The organism is Streptomyces sp. NPDC048277 (assembly GCF_040652235.1).
Lineage (GTDB): Bacteria > Actinomycetota > Actinomycetes > Streptomycetales > Streptomycetaceae > Streptomyces.
The window spans coordinates 211,000-225,892 of sequence record NZ_JBEZLQ010000012.1 but is presented as its reverse complement, the minus strand read 5'-3'; the positions used below and the strand labels follow the sequence as shown (position 1 = coordinate 225,892).

At 68.3% G+C, this 14,893-nt stretch carries 8 protein-coding genes, 1 tRNA gene and 2 pseudogenes; 7 read left to right on the top strand and 4 right to left on the bottom strand.

Translation table 11 applies throughout. The features are described from left to right. Positions 1-20: 20 nt before the first annotated feature. Positions 21-1,736: a DoxX family protein gene (locus AB0D85_RS26135; protein WP_362324681.1), complete on the top strand. Its 1,716-nt coding sequence runs from the start codon at positions 21-23 to the stop codon at positions 1,734-1,736. A gap of 96 nt (positions 1,737-1,832) precedes the next feature. Here the strand turns inward: AB0D85_RS26135 and AB0D85_RS26130 are convergent, their stop codons facing one another. From AB0D85_RS26130 to ugpC, 3 genes are all read right to left on the bottom strand, one after another. Next, positions 1,833-2,564, bottom strand: a complete 732-nt coding sequence (locus AB0D85_RS26130; RefSeq protein WP_362324678.1) for a nucleotidyltransferase family protein — start codon at positions 2,562-2,564, stop codon at positions 1,833-1,835. Positions 2,565-2,649: 85 nt separating this feature from the next. After that, the gene (locus tag AB0D85_RS26125) at positions 2,650-3,111 is read right to left on the bottom strand and encodes a hypothetical protein (RefSeq protein ID WP_362324675.1); all 462 of its coding nucleotides are present in this window, start codon (positions 3,109-3,111) and stop codon (positions 2,650-2,652) included. A gap of 224 nt (positions 3,112-3,335) precedes the next feature. Continuing rightward, positions 3,336-4,472 (bottom strand): sn-glycerol-3-phosphate ABC transporter ATP-binding protein UgpC, encoded by a 1,137-nt coding sequence (ugpC, locus tag AB0D85_RS26120; RefSeq protein WP_362324672.1) that lies wholly within the window; start codon positions 4,470-4,472, stop codon positions 3,336-3,338. 217 nt (positions 4,473-4,689) lie between these two features. On the opposite strand from ugpC, the gene AB0D85_RS26115 reads away from it, so the two are divergent. Then, positions 4,690-4,763, top strand: a tRNA-Thr gene (locus AB0D85_RS26115). Between the two features lie 128 nt (positions 4,764-4,891). On the opposite strand, the gene AB0D85_RS26110 is transcribed toward AB0D85_RS26115, so the two are convergent. After that, entirely contained in the window at positions 4,892-6,439 is a 1,548-nt protein-coding gene (locus AB0D85_RS26110; protein ID WP_362325069.1) for a site-specific integrase, read from the bottom strand. A 368-nt stretch (positions 6,440-6,807) separates the two neighbouring features. On the opposite strand from AB0D85_RS26110, the gene AB0D85_RS26105 reads away from it, so the two are divergent. The 5 genes and pseudogenes from AB0D85_RS26105 to AB0D85_RS26085 all read left to right on the top strand — a co-directional run bounded on the left by AB0D85_RS26105 (position 6,808) and on the right by AB0D85_RS26085 (position 14,854). After that, positions 6,808-7,326 carry a substrate-binding domain-containing protein gene (locus AB0D85_RS26105; RefSeq protein ID WP_362324668.1) on the top strand — a complete coding sequence of 173 codons (519 nt, stop codon included), beginning with the start codon at positions 6,808-6,810 and terminating at the stop codon, positions 7,324-7,326. A 452-nt stretch (positions 7,327-7,778) separates the two neighbouring features. Continuing rightward, positions 7,779-13,019: a DUF6531 domain-containing protein gene (locus tag AB0D85_RS26100; RefSeq protein ID WP_362324665.1), complete on the top strand. Its 5,241-nt coding sequence runs from the start codon at positions 7,779-7,781 to the stop codon at positions 13,017-13,019. 599 nt (positions 13,020-13,618) lie between these two features. Continuing rightward, positions 13,619-13,788: pseudogene (locus AB0D85_RS26095) on the top strand (transposase); the annotation flags it as partial. A 130-nt stretch (positions 13,789-13,918) separates the two neighbouring features. Next, a pseudogene (locus AB0D85_RS26090) lies at positions 13,919-14,185 on the top strand (transposase); the annotation flags it as partial. Between the two features lie 426 nt (positions 14,186-14,611). After that, complete coding sequence (locus AB0D85_RS26085; protein WP_362324662.1) at positions 14,612-14,854, top strand: hypothetical protein; 243 nt, start codon at positions 14,612-14,614, stop codon at positions 14,852-14,854. Positions 14,855-14,893 lie beyond the last annotated feature (39 nt).

The following is a 14,893-nucleotide window of genomic DNA, read 5'->3' as shown; positions in this document are numbered from 1 at the left end:
ACTCCACGTCACTCGGTTAGATGAGTGTGGACACCAGAACACCCCGCACACCCACGGGGGACCGCTCGTCGGGATTCCGCTCCGGATTCGCCTCCGGTCCCGACGACGCTCCCGCGCTGAGCATGGTGAAGGTGCCGAGCGATCCGGCGCAGGTCATCGTCAACCACGCGAGTTTCCGCGTGCAGCTGGGCGTATCGACACGGCGTACCCAATCCCCCCGGGTCGCACGGCACATGAGCGCCACCGAGGACACCACGCGGATCCCGGTCGTCGGCACGGCGGGCAGAGCGGGGGCGGCCACCGGCCGGCGCCGCCCGGTCGTGTGGAGCGGCAGGTCCGCGCCCGACGACACCGGCGCCCACCGGCTGCTCCAGGCCGTCCGGGGCGGCAGCGTCCGGTACGCCGAGGAACCGGCCGAGCCGGCCGGCGCGACCCGGGTCATCCCGCGCGTCGGCGACGGCTACGACGTGCTGGACCAGACCGTCGAGACACCGCTGGTCGGCCACCCGCGCTCCCCGGCCTCGGGCGAGAACCGGCTGCTCCCGAACATGCGGTCGGTCGGCAGCGCCTACGAGGAACCGGGCTACGACGAACCCGGCTACGGCGCACCGGCCTACGGCGACGACCGGTTCGGCGACCGGTTCGGCGACCGCGACGACGGCTACGAGGACTTCGACGGGCCGCGGTCGGCCAGGCGGCACGGCGACGGCGACCCGGCCCGGCACGCCTACTACCCCGGCCGTCGGATGAACCTCGGAGTGGTCCTCCTCCCGCTCCGGATCTTCCTCGGCTTCATCTCCATCTACGCCGGCATGGGCAAGCTGTGCGACCCCGTCTACTTCGACGGCGGCAAGCGCGGCTCCATGGTCACCTGGCTGAACACGCTGCACCCCTGGGAGGTCGCCGAGCCGCTGCGCCAGTTCGCCCTCCAGCACCCGGTCGGCTCCGGCCTGGTGATCGCCTTCTTCCAGGTGATCGTCGGTGTCCTGACCGTCCTCGGCTGCTGGCAGCGGGTGGCCGCGGTCGTCGGCGCGCTGCTGTCCGCCGCGCTCATCGTCACCGTCAGCTGGAAGACCGTCCCGGCGTACGACGCCCCCGACATCATCTACCTCGCCGCCTGGTCGCCGCTGATCATCGCCGGCGCCCCCGTCTACTCCGTCGACGGCCGCCTGGCGGGCAGCGCCTGGCGACGCCTGGGCCCACGCTCCGACATCTGGGAGCTGCGCGCCTATGTGCTGCGCAGGGGCGCCCTGATCACGGCCATCACCATCGGCCTCACCCTCCTCGTCGGCTCCCTCCTGGGCGGTGCGGTCCGCGACTCCAGCCGCGTGATCGTCCCCGGCCCCGGCGAGGCGCCCCGCAACAACCTCCCCGGCTCCCCGCTCCCCGGCAAGCCGACGAAGCACCGGCAGGCGACCCCGTCGGCGTCCACGTCCCCGTCGGGCGGCGTGACGGCCGGCCCCTCCGGGGCGGCGACGACGCCGGGCGCGACCCACAGCACCGGCACGACCACGACCACCCCGAGCCAGACCCAGGGCACGACGGGCCAGGCACCTCCGCAGCACACCGCCCCCGCCCCCACGACGGCAGGCCCGACCTCGGGCGGCACGGCCACCGGCGGCACGTCCTCGACAGGCGGCACGGGCGCGGGCACCGGCACCGGCAGCGGCAGCAGCAGCACCGGCGGCGCGTCGTCCTCGGGCCAGCCGGGCCTGGTGGGCGGCCTGCTCGGCTGACCCACCCACCTCATGGCGATGGGGCCCCGCACCTTGCGGCGCGGGGCCCCATCGCCATGAGGAAAGAAAGAGAAAAGAGAGAGGGGGAAGCCGCCGCTACCGCCCCAGCGCGGCCAGTTCCTTCGCCGCCTCCGTCAGGTCCTTCGCCGTGTCGATCGCCCGCCAGTACGCCCCCTGCGGAATCGTGAACCCGGCCAGCTGCCGGCTCCGCGCGAGGTGCGGGAACGTCGTCCGCTCGTGGTCACCGCGCTCCGGCAGCATCCCGGCGAACTCGGGGGAGAAGACGTACACACCCGCGTTGATCTCGAACGTCGACGGCGGTGCCTCGATGAAGTCCGTGATGTGGCCGAAGCCGTCCGTCTTCACCGCGCCCCAGGGAATCCGCGGACGCGCCAGCGCCAGCGTCGCCACCGCGTCCCGCTCCGTGTGGAAGTCGGCCATGTCGCGCAGCGAGAACCGCGTCCAGATGTCGCCGTTCGTGGCGTACCAGGGCCGGTCGGCGTGGGGCAGATGCGCGGCCGCGTACTTGAGACCGCCGCCCCGGCCCAGCGGCTCGGTCTCCACCACCGTCGTGACGGAGAGGGGCAGGTCGGCCGACGCCAGCCACTTCTGCAGGACCTCGGCGAGGTGGCCGCAGGAGACCACCACGTCGGTGACGCCCTCCTCGGCGAGCCAGGTCAACTGGTGGCCGATGATCGGCGTGCCCGTACCGGGAATCTCGACCATCGGCTTGGGCCGGTCGTCGGTGTACGGGCGAAGCCGTGAGCCCTGGCCACCGGCCAGGACCACGGCTTGAGTGGGGCGCAACGCGGCGTTCGGATGGGTCATGCCCGAACTGTACGCGGCGCCCCGGGGCAGGCTGCCTGCCGTAATGGTCCCCTTAAGGACCCGTTACCTGCTTACCAGCGGGCGTTCAGCTGTGCGCGGCCAGCACGCCGGACGCGAAGGAGGTGTCGCAGACGGGGCGGGCGTACGACTGGGCGCGCGAGGCGCCGTAGATGCGGACCGCGGCCCGGCCCAGGGCGCGGGCGATGGACGTGCAGTGCTCGGCCAGCGACGGGTGGCCGTTGACCGCCTGCTGGAGGTGGGTGAGGACCTGGCCCGGGCTCCTGTCCTGCAGCTCGGTCATCAGCTGGTCGCGCAGCACGTCCTGCGGGGCCTCGGCGACGGCCTTGGAGGAGACGTGCGCGTCGGTCACGTCGGTCGCGGTGAGCACCGAGCTCCGCGGGCTTCCCGTCCAGTTGACGCGGGTGACGGCGAGGGTCCCGGAGAGCACCAGGACGACGGGCAGGACGAGGGCGAGAGTGCGGCCGATCCGGCGGGCAGGGCCGCCCCGGTGGCCACGTCGCGTCTGTGGGGTGGTGGAGTGCTTCACGCGTGTGAGGGTAGCGTGCGGTAATGATTTGGCGACATTTAGTCACCGGTTCGGGGGACGTAGAAGTGCCGTGTTCCGGGTACGGGGTTGACGCACATTGCTCGAAAACCACCCGCTTGCCGGGGTAAAACGGGGCAACGCAAAGGGCCCCGCAGCAGGCTGCGGGGCCCTTGCCGTCAACTTGGGTGGATTCACCCTGGTCGGAGGTTTCTCCGGTTGATCGCTCAGTCGGAGAGACGCTCACCCGTGGACGTGGAGAACACGTGGGTCTCGCCCGGCCGCGGCACGACGTGCAGCGTGGCGCCCTTCTCCGGGACCGCGCGGCCGCTGACGCGGACGACCAGGTCCTTGAGGTCGTCGCCGACCTTGGCGCTGCCGTAGACGTAGCCGTCGGCGCCGAGCTCCTCGACGACGTTCACGGAGACCGCGAGACCCGCCGGGGCGTCCTCGGTGTCCTTGGACAGGGCGGACGCGGCCTCGCCGTTGTGCTCGACGACGTCGAAGTGCTCGGGACGGACGCCGACGGTCACCGTGCGGTCACCCTTGTCGGCGGCGGCCTTGAGCGCCTCGCGGTTGACCGGGACGACGCTGTTGCCGAACTTCACACCGCCGTCGGTGATCGGGACCTCGACCAGGTTCATGGCGGGGGAGCCGATGAAGCCGGCGACGAAGAGGTTGGCCGGGCGGTCGTACATGTTGCGCGGCGAGTCGACCTGCTGGAGCAGACCGTCCTTGAGGACCGCCACGCGGTCGCCCATCGTCATGGCCTCGACCTGGTCGTGGGTGACGTAGACGGTGGTGATGCCGAGACGGCGCTGCAGCGACGCGATCTGCGTACGCGTGGACACACGGAGCTTGGCGTCCAGGTTGGACAGCGGCTCGTCCATGAGGAAGACCTGCGGCTCACGCACGATGGCGCGGCCCATCGCGACACGCTGACGCTGACCACCGGAGAGCGCCTTCGGCTTGCGGTCCAGGTACTCGGTCAGGTCGAGGATCTTCGCGGCCTCCTCGACCTTCTGCCGGATCTCCGCCTTGTTGACGCCGGCGATCTTGAGCGCGAAGCCCATGTTGTCGGCGACCGTCATGTGCGGGTAGAGGGCGTAGTTCTGGAACACCATGGCGATGTCCCGGTCCTTGGGCGGCAGGTGCGTGACGTCGCGGTCACCGATGCGGATGGCGCCGCCGTTGACGTCCTCCAGCCCCGCGAGCATCCGGAGCGAGGTGGACTTGCCGCAACCCGACGGGCCGACCAGGACGAGGAACTCGCCGTCCTCGATCGCGATGTCGAGGCCGTCGACGGCGGGCTTGGTGGAACCCGGGTAGATCCGGGTCGCCTTGTCGAACGTGACAGTGGCCATGGCTCAGAGGCCCCCTTCTACCGGCAGGAACGTGCCGGACGATCCGTTGTAGGAAGGTGGTGGTGTAGTCCACGAGAGTGAACTGGCTCTGGACGGTACCTGGCGTTCACCCCGTATGTCAGTACCTGGAGGCCTGTGAACTTCGCGGAAATTTTCGACAGGCCCCGCTCGGGACGTGGGTACACTGCTCTGGCACATCAGCGCCACGCGCGTGCACGCCTCCTTAGCTCAGCTGGCCAGAGCAACGCACTTGTAATGCGTAGGTCGTCGGTTCGAATCCGACAGGGGGCTCCCGAAGAAGCCAGGTCACATAGGGCGTGACCTGGCCTTTTGGTTTGCGTGGGCGGCCCGCATCGGGTGATGGCGACGCGGTCGGAACGGTCTGCGTGAGCGATGCGTGAGCGGAGCGGCTCCGGGCGCTACTTCTTGGGCTTCTTCCGCCTGCTCTTCTTCTTCGCCTTCGCCCGGGCTTTCGTCTTCTCCCTGGCCTTCTCGGCAGCCTTGCGGGCCTTCTCGGCCTCGGTCTTGCGCTGGAGCGGGACCAGCTTGGCGGTGGCCTCGGCGGCGGTCTTGCCGACGTGGGGGAGGACGCTCTGGTAGATGTCCCGGGTGATCCGGGTGTCGCTGTGCCCGAGCGTGTCCGACACGATCTTCACGTCGATGCCGGCGGCGAGCATGAGGGTGGCTGCGCCGTGGCGGAGGTCGTGCAGCCGGATCGGAGGGAGGCCGGAGGCTGCGACGAGTCGCTCGAAGAGGTCGGTGACCTTGCCGGGGTGCAGCCAGGAGCCGTCTTCCTGCGTGAAGACGAGGCCGGTCTCGACCCAGGCCGATGCCCATTCCTCGCGGTCCGCCTTCTGCTGCTTGCGGTGCCGTTCCAGGACGCCGACCGTGTCCTCGTCCAGGGCTACGACGCGGAAGCCGCTGTCGGTCTTCGGTTCGGACGCCTCGACATCCCACCCGTCCTGGACGAGTTGACCGGCGACGGTGAGGGAGTGCCGGTCCAGGTTGGTCTCCGACCATGGTTGGCCGCATGCCTCGCCTCGGCGCAGGCCGCGGAAGGCGATCAGGTGCCACATGGCGTACAGCCGGTCCGCCGAGACGAAGTCGAGGAAGGCGCCGGTCTGTTCCGGCGTCCAGACCATGACAGGGGAGGGCTTCTCGCCGGTCTGCTGCCACTTGGCGACCCGCTCGTCCGTCCACACCAGGGCCTTGGGCTTGCGGACGGGGTCGATCTCGACGTGGGCTGCCGGGTTGAACGTGATGATCTGCTGGCCGATCGCGTCGTTCAGGGCGGCGCGGAGCGTGGCCTTGATGTGCTGGCACGTGGCGGGACCGGTGACGCGGCGGAAGGGCGGCATCGCGTCGATCGCCGCCTTCATGGCCTTGCGGCGGGCCCGGTTCTCCACGCCCTTCCAGGGCACGGACGCCAACTCCTCGGCCGCCGCACGCCGCTGGGCGTTCTGCTCCAGGATCTCGGCGTTGGCGTCGGTGATGGCGGTGAACATCTCGCTGAGATGGCTCACGCGCAGCCGGTCGAGACGCCGGTCGCCGATGTGGGGCTTGAGGTGGACGCGGACGTCGGTCTCGTAGCGGCTGATGCCCGACTTCCGGATGCGCTTGCCCGCGAGCCACCGGTCCAGCCATTCGCTGACGGTGAGGCTGCCGACGAGGTCCTGGCCGGCGTTGAGGCGGCGCCTTGTCTCCTCCACGGCTGGGAAAGGCAGCTTGTCGCGGCTGACCTCGGCGAGCATCTCGGCGATCAGCTGGATGCCCTCGGGGTCGTCGGCTTCGGCGAGGCCGAGGAGGGCGCGTACGTGGTCGAGGTCGGCCTGGGCGGCTTTGCGGCTGTCGTAGCCGCCACGGGCGAAGGACCTGCGAGTGCCGTCCTCACGGGGCGGCAGCTCCTGGCGTACGGAGTAGTGACCCGCTTGAGGGCGAATGCCCCGGCCGGCGTGTCCACCCTCCAGTTCAGGTTCATCAGCCCGTGGGCGAGGTAGCGGCACTCCCGCACCTCTACCAACCCGAAAGTGTTGGCCAGCTCGCCGAGGACGCTGCCGGGGATATCAGTCCGGTCGCCCACGGTCGCATCAGTCACCCGGAAGACGATACGTGAGCACAGCACCTCCAGGCATGAAGATCACGCGCTGCAGTCCCAGAGTCGCGAACTCACGGGACCCACTCAAGAAGGTAGGGCCGCATGACCACGGCGCCCGTCATCGAACTGTGCACGTTCACGACCCTCGACCCCGCCTGCGGTCCTGCACGACGCGGGTATCTCTGTCGGTGAACGCTCCGTCGTCACCATCAACTGGGCGGCACCCAAGGCGCCGACGCTATGGCCATACTCCTCAGCCAGCCCCAACCGCCCACCGCCGTCTACGCTCACTCCGACGAGGTTGCCCTCGGGCGATCCGCCCTGCGAGTCCCCGAGGATCTGTCCGTCGTAGGCATCGACGACCCTCGCATGGCCGAACTGACCGGCCCTGCCACCGTGCGGCAACCGGTTTGGGAGCAAGAGGGGTTGCCAGGAAGGATGCTGCTGAGCATCAGGAGGGACGAAGAGGCCGAGCACGACGTCGTCGTACAGACCCAACTCGTCATCCAGGCAGCACAGCACCGCCGTGTTCTTCAGCCATGTTTGCCCGCAGACGGTTGGCGGTCTCGGACGCGGTCCACGGCCGTGACCGCTCTCGCTGCAACCACCCACGTCGGCGCCGCACGCTGGCGCCAACTGCCGTCGGCAGTGAGGTCGTCGTCGCGGCCCGGACACCCCGCCCCGAATCTGGCGCGTTCTGCGTCTTGGGCGGATTTGAGTCATGCCGATCTCATGCTGGAAATTTACTTCCCGGAGTGAAGCAAGGGTTCGGCAATTATGGACGCTGAAGGTGACAAATCATCGGTAACGAGTCAGTAATTAAACCTATTGACGCGCAAAGCGGAAGATTGCCTTTCGGGGGAAAGTGTTGTCGTTGTTCCGAAGGTGCACTCTGACGCAAGAGATGTCACAGGCACTTCTGTGCACAGGGCGAATCTTGTTCGACCGTCGGCCTCAAGGAATGATCGGCCCGCGACAAGTTCATGACCTGCTGATTGTCGTGGTGCCAGGAACCGATCGGACCTAGGGGCTATGTCATGGACTTACGGCGCTTCAGGCTGCTCAGAGCCGGAGTGGTGATCGCTCTTCTCGCCCTTCTTGCCGGGCTCGACTCCGCTCTTCCCGTTGTGGCCAACGCAGCTCCCGTGCCGACTCCCGGTTCGAGCATATCGGCGGCCGACGGTCCCGCCCCCGCCGTACCCCAGCATGCGATGTCGCTGTCGCAACGCCGTACGCAGGTCAGGCACGACCGCAAGGTCCGGACCTCGGTATCGTCGGCGGCCCCCAAGACGCACCCCTCGACCTCCAGAACGCGCCCCTCGGCCGGCGCCGTACGGGCAGTCACCAAAGCCGAGGTCAAAGCCGCTGGATCGACGGCCGCGGCGGACGCCGCCACCGTGTACGGGACGCTGGACAACGTGGTGATGTACGGGCCGGGCGGCGATCCGCGTTCCTGGGTCGATGCCCTGGAGGTCTCGCCGCGTTCGGCCAACACGGGGGTGGTCATCCCCGGGGAATCGCTGACCTTCGGCGCGGACGTCTGGAATTCGGCGACCGACTACGACGCGGTCAACAAGGTCTACCTGGACGACACCTATCCGGTCCACGTCACCTGGGACGTGGAGGCGTGCGGTACGTCGACCATCATCGACACCGGCCAAGTGGTGACTTCCCACCCGAGCCATACGTTGATGAATCCCACTGCGCCGACGCCGCCGCGCGTGTACGCGACCTACGCGGTTCCCGCGGACTGCTCCATCGGCACATACATCAGCATGTCGGTGACGGGAACGGTCGAGGGCGGGTCCGGAGGAACCGCCGCCGTCTCCGCCTACAGGTTTGCAGGCGTCCCGGCCGAACAGTCCTACGGTGGCCAGTGCGGCGGCACGGCCTCCGGAGCCGTCCGTCCCCAGGCGCTGCGGTGCGACCCGGTGAACACGGCAACGGGCGCCTTCTCCGAGTCGTTCACCGATGCCACCGTGGCGGGCAGCGGTGTGCCCTTCAAGCTGTCGCGTGGCTATTCCTCCAACGATTCCGTGTCCGGCGCGCTGGGAACCGGCTGGACCCTGCCCTGGGAGACGTCCCTGACCGTGGCGTCCAACGGCGACGTCACGGTTCGCGACGAGAACGGCGCCAGGTTCACCTACACCAAAACGACGAGCGGTGCTTTCACTACCCCCGTCCTGGCTCGCTCGACGCTGGCAGCGGTCTCCGGCGGCTACACGCTGACGACTCTGGATCAGCAGGTGCTGACATTCAGCGCGGCGGGGCTCCTCACCAGCAGGAAAGACAGGTCGGGGCAGGGCCTGACGTTCGCGTACTCGGGCGGCAGCGAGCCCTCGACTGTCACGGACGCGGCTGGGCGCACGGTGACCCTTTCCTACACCGGGCCGATGCTGAGCAAGGTCACTCTCGCCGATGGCCGGCACGTCGACTACGGCTACACGTCGGGACGTCTGAGCTCGGTCTCCGGGGTCGATGGGGGTACCACCACCTACTCGTACGACAGCTCGGGCCGCCTGACGGACATTCACGATCCGCGGGGCAACGACGTCGTTTCCAACACGTACGACTCCTCCGGGCGGGTGGTCTCGCAGACCGACGGCGCAGGCGCGACGACGACGCTGGTGTACACGACGACCGGGGAGACCGACGTCACCGCTCCCGACGGGGGAGTCTGGAGCGACCTGTACGCCGGCGGCCTGCTCGTCGCCCAGTACGACCCGCTCGGGAACCGTACCTACTTCGGCTACGACGCCTACGGCAACCGGACCTCGGTCCTCGATCCGCTCGGCGACCACACCACCTACAGCTTCGACAGCACGGGCCACATGCTCACGCAGGTGACGCCCACGGCCACCCAGAGCTGGACCTACACGTCCGGCAACGTGGCCAGCTACACCGACGGACGCTACTACCAGACGACGTACGGCTACGACAGCGGCGGGCATCTGACCTCGGTCACCGACCCCGCCGGCGCCGTGACCGCGATGACCTACACGGCAGCCGGGCTGCTCGCCACGGAGACGACGCCCCGCGGTGAGACGACCTCCTACGGCTACGACGCGGCCGGCGACCTCACCTCGGTCACCTCGCCGCTCGGTGAGCAGACGACCGCGACCTACGACTCCTCCGGCAGGCGGCTCACCGGCACCGATGCCCTCGGCAACACCACCACCTACGTGTACGACACTGACGACAATGTCACCTCGGTCACCGACCCACGGGGCAAGAAGACCGCCTACAGCTACGACGCCGACAGCAACCTGAGCTCGGTCACCGACCCGCTCGGCGCGACGACCACCTACGCCTACGACGCGGCGAACCGGCAGACCTCCGTCACCGGACCGGACAGCAAGAGCACCGCCTACACCTACACGGCGACCGGCAGGGTCAGTTCCGTCACCGACCCCTTGGGCGGGGCCACCAGCCACACCTACGACAAGGCGGGCCGGCTACTCACCACGACATCGCCGCGCGGCAACGTCTCCGGGGCCACCAAGGCCGCCTACACCTGGACCTACGGCTACGACGGCGCCGGCGACCAGATCACCGTCACCGACCCCAGCGGCGCGACCACTGCCACCGCCTACGACGGATCCCACCGGCCCATCACCGTCACCGACCCGCTGAACAGAACCACCAGCTACACCTACGACGCCGACGACAACACCACCAAGACCACCAACCCGCTCAGCCAGAGCATCAGCAGGACCTACGACAAGACCAACCACGTCACAGCAGTCACCGACGGCCGTTACTACACGACGAATTACGGCTACAACGCCGACCACAACCTGACCTCCGTCACCTCACCCCTGGGCGAGATCACCAGCTACACCGTCGACGCCGACGGACGCCGGCTCACCGCCACCGATCCCCGGGGCAACGCCACCGGTGCCACCGCGGCCGCCTACACCTGGACCTACAGCTACGACAAGAACGGCAACCCGCTCAGCGTCACCGACCCCACCGGCGCCACCACCTCCCGCACCTACGACGCCGACGGCAACGTCGCCTCCGCCACCGACGGACGCGGCAACACCACCAGCTACGCCTTCGACGCCGACGACAACCTCACTACCGTCACCGCCCCCGACACCGGCACCACCGCCTACGCGTACGACGCCTTCGGTGACGTCACCAGCCGCACCGACGCCAACGGGCACACCACCGGCTACACCTACGATGCCGACCAGCAGCTCACCAAGACCACCGACCCGCTCAGCCGGGCCGTCTCCTACGCCTACGACGCCGACGGCAACCCCACCACGACCACCAACGGCCGCGGCCAGACCATCACCACCGCCTACGACGGCCGCAAGCTGCCCACCGGTGTGACCTACAGCGACGGCACCGCCTCCGTCGCCTACACCTACGACGCCGCAGGCCAGGTCACCGGGATCACCGACGCCACCGGCAGCCGCACCGCCACCTACGACACCGCGGGCCGCCTCCTCACCCTCACCGCGCCCGGAAGCACCACCCCCTTCACGTACACCTACGATGCCGACGGCGACGTCACCGCCCGCACCTACCCGGACGCCGCCAAAGCCACGTTCACCTACAACGCCGACGACGAGATCACCGGCCAGAGCGCGAACTCGGCCTCGCTCACGTACGCGTACGACCTCGACGGCAACCTCACCACCAGCGCACTGCCCAGCACCAACGGCTACACCGAGACCCGTACCTACGACGGCGCCGGCCAACTGGCAAGCGTCGGCTCCGCCAACGCCACCAGCGCCCTGGCCAAGTGGACCGTCACCAGGGACGCCAACGGCTCCCCCTCCACCTTGACCTCCACCCGCTCCGGGGTCACCGCCTCCACCGGCTACAGCTACGACACCAACGGCCGGCTGCTCTCCGAGTGCACCGCCCCCTCAGGCTCCACTGGCTGCCCGACCGGATCCACCAAGACCACCTACACCTACGACAAGGCCGGCAACCGGCTCACCAAAGCCCTCAGCACCCCCAGTACCACCAGCAGCACGGCCTACACCTACGACGCGGCCGACGAACTCACCAAGACCACCACCGGCACGGCCACCACCGCCTACACCTACGACGCCGACGGCAACGAGACCTCCGCCGGCTCCACCACCTACAAATACAACGCCGCCAACGAACTCTCCGGCGCCACCGTGGGCTCGACCACCTACACCTACGCCTACGACGCCGACGGCAACCGCACCACCACCAACACCGGCAGCGCCCTCACCCGCACCACCTACTGGGACATCAACAACCCCCTGCCCCAGGTCGCCGACGAGACCAACGGCTCCGGCACCCTGATCGCCGACTACACCTACGACCCCATCGGCGAACCCCAGGCCCTCCACACCAGCGCCGGAACCTACTACGACCACCACGACCCCCAAGGCTCCGTCACCGACCTCACCTCCTCCACCGGCGTCGACCAGACCAGCTACACCTACGACGCATATGGCAACACCACCGCCACCAACCTCACCACCACTGCACCCGCCAACCCCTTCGCCTACACCGGCCAGTACCAGGACCCCGCCGGAACCGCCCTCGGCTACCAACTCCGCGCCCGCACCTACGACCCCGGCACGGGCCGCTTCACCAGCACCGACCCCGTCAGCGACACGGTCGGCCGACCCTACACCTCCGCTTACGCCTACACCGACGACGACCCCACCACCCTCACCGACCCCTCCGGCGCCTGCCCGCTGTGCGTGAGCGCTGCCATCGGCGGCGTCATCGGCGGAGTCCTCGGCGGCGTCAGTTACTCCCTGAGCCACCCTCACGACTTCAGCTGGAGCGGCCTCGGCACGGCCGTCGGCACAGGCGCGCTGTACGGCTTGGGTGCCGGGTTGCTCATGCCCTCGGCCGGCGCCGGCGTCGCGGACCTCCTGGGCCTGGAGGAAGGCAGCACGGCGGCCACGATGACCTCGGGGGCCGTCACGGCGGCAGTGGGCGCAGGTAGCGTCCTCTCCGCTTGGTGCGGACCAACCACCCCCTGGGACCTGCTGCGCAGCGCTGCAGGCGGAGTAGGAACGGGAATCGACGCCTCCCACGGTTTCATGCAGAAATACAGCACCTGGCTGGGCGTAGCCGGCATCGTGCTAGGTGTCCTTTCCATGATCACCCCACTGGGGTGGGTTGCCGACGCAGCCCTGTTTGCTGGTTTCGCACTGGGCGGGGCAACCACCGCAGATGCGTGTTTCTCTCAACAGTGGGGAGGCTGTGTCATGGGAGCAGTGAGCCTTGGAATGGCCGGGGCTGGGTATGGGGCAGGCAAGATGGCTGATTCACTGCGGAAAGAAGCTGTAGGGGCCCCCATATTCACGCGAATGTCTATGAAGTTCGGAGCGATGGTGAGCCGTGTATTGGCCGGAGTTGGCAACGTCAGTTCGGTCGGCTATGCAGTGATTGGAACTGCCTCGGGAGGGAACCTGGGTGACGACAGGCGTGAGGACAACTAGACCATGAAAAGATCCGATGCGCCTCTCTCCGTGGGAACTCTCGATGAAGTGAAGCGGATACCCTGGCGAGCCAGAAAGTTCCTGTGCAGAGCACAGAAGAGCGGCAGGACGGGGGTTCTTCTGATTGCTGAAATCAGAGAGCCGATCCGAAGTTTCACAGACAGGGCGGGTACCGTATCCATCCGCGAGAACGGCCTGGAGATTTGTTCTCGAGACCGATTCAGCAAAGCGCCGAAATTCGTCGAACTCGCGCCTGGCCTTCATGAACTAGAATTCACGGTGATCCGCTTGAGGGAAAGCAGGACGAGTTCGTTCCGAAGGGCCGTGGAACTGCAGGAGGGTGACGTCCTGGTTGCATTGTGCGATCCTGTGCAACCCAACACCTTCTACAGGAAGAGTCAGACCGTGGACTCATGGTTCGTCGGGATTCTTTCACCGCCGTAGAAACGTGTTGGGTGGCGGTGGCCTCGGCGACGTCGTCCTTGGGGCCGAGACAGACGGCGTCCAGCAGCTGGCACCAGGACGTCCGGCCCAATTCGGGGGCGGTGACGAAGGAGTTCGGCCAGCCGGGCTGGACTGGTCCGAAGACCATCCGCTGTGTGAACTACGGGAACGTGGCCGTACCCCGGCTACGGCAGTGCTGCCCGGTCTGCCGATGCCGCAGGCAGCCGACGGCCGCCTGGTCCTGGCGGTCGGCGTCAGCAACTCGCTCCGCCCCGACGCGCGGACCAGCGCGGACCGTCTGTTCTGCCACGTCTACGGCAACGCCTCGTACATCGTGTCGTGCCGGTGCTCGGCCACCAGCGTGAAGTCCATCGGCGAAGTCACCGGACCGTCCGCGCACAGCAACGCGTCGACGAACTCAAACAGTTCGTCCCCGCGCGCGGTCAGGCGGTCGAATGAGATGCTGTCTCGTTTGGTTCGGTAGGTTGTCGGTCGTGCTCTCGATCGTTGAGCCGCTGGTGCCCGATGAGTTGTGGGAGCTGTTCCAGTGGGTGGTCCCGGAGGTGCCGTCCCGGCCTCGGGGCGGCGGTCGGCGTCGGCGCGGTGACCGGGAGGTGCTGGCTGCGATCGTGTTCGTGGCCACGTTGGGCTGCACGTGGAAGCAGTTGTCGTCCGCGTCGTCGGGTCCGTCGGGCGCGACGGCCCATCGGCGCTTTGCCGAGGACTTCCTGCGCGAGCGGACGGCCCTGGAGAACCCGCCGGGTGCCCACGCCCTCGCTACCGAATCTGGGGGCCGCCCGCACGGCAAAGCCACCCCAGAGGGTGCGAACGTACTGGTCAGCAGTCCTCTTTTGCGTGAGCGATGCGTGAGCGGATGGTGCGGCACGAGCCGTCACGAGCTGCACCGCGCATCACAGCGCACATACTCTGACCAGGTAAAACCGGATCGATCATGATCGCGGATCATCATTCGTCACGATTTTGCAGGCCCTTGTAATGCGTAGGTCGTCGGTTCGAATCCGACAGGGGGCTCCAACGAAAGGGGCGGTGAGCCGCCATGAGGGGCCGGTGTCGCTGATCCGGTCGCCGACCATCACGGTATGGCACATGTACTCGTCACGGGCGGAACCGGGTTTCTGGGTTCCCGCATGATCGCTCAGCTTCTGACCGCCGGGCACACGGTCACGACCACGGTGCGCTCCCTGACCCGGCGTCCTGACGTCGAGCGGATGCTCGCCGTGGCCGGAGCCCCGCATGCGGGCGGCGTGTCCTGGGTGGAGGCGGATCTGACCTCTGACAGCGGCTGGGACCGGGCCGTGGCGGGAGCCGACTACGTCCTGCACGTGGCCTCGCCGTTCCCGGAGCGCGGCCGAAGCACGAGGACGAGGTGATCGTCCCGGCCCGTGACGGGGCCCTGCGGGTCCTGCACA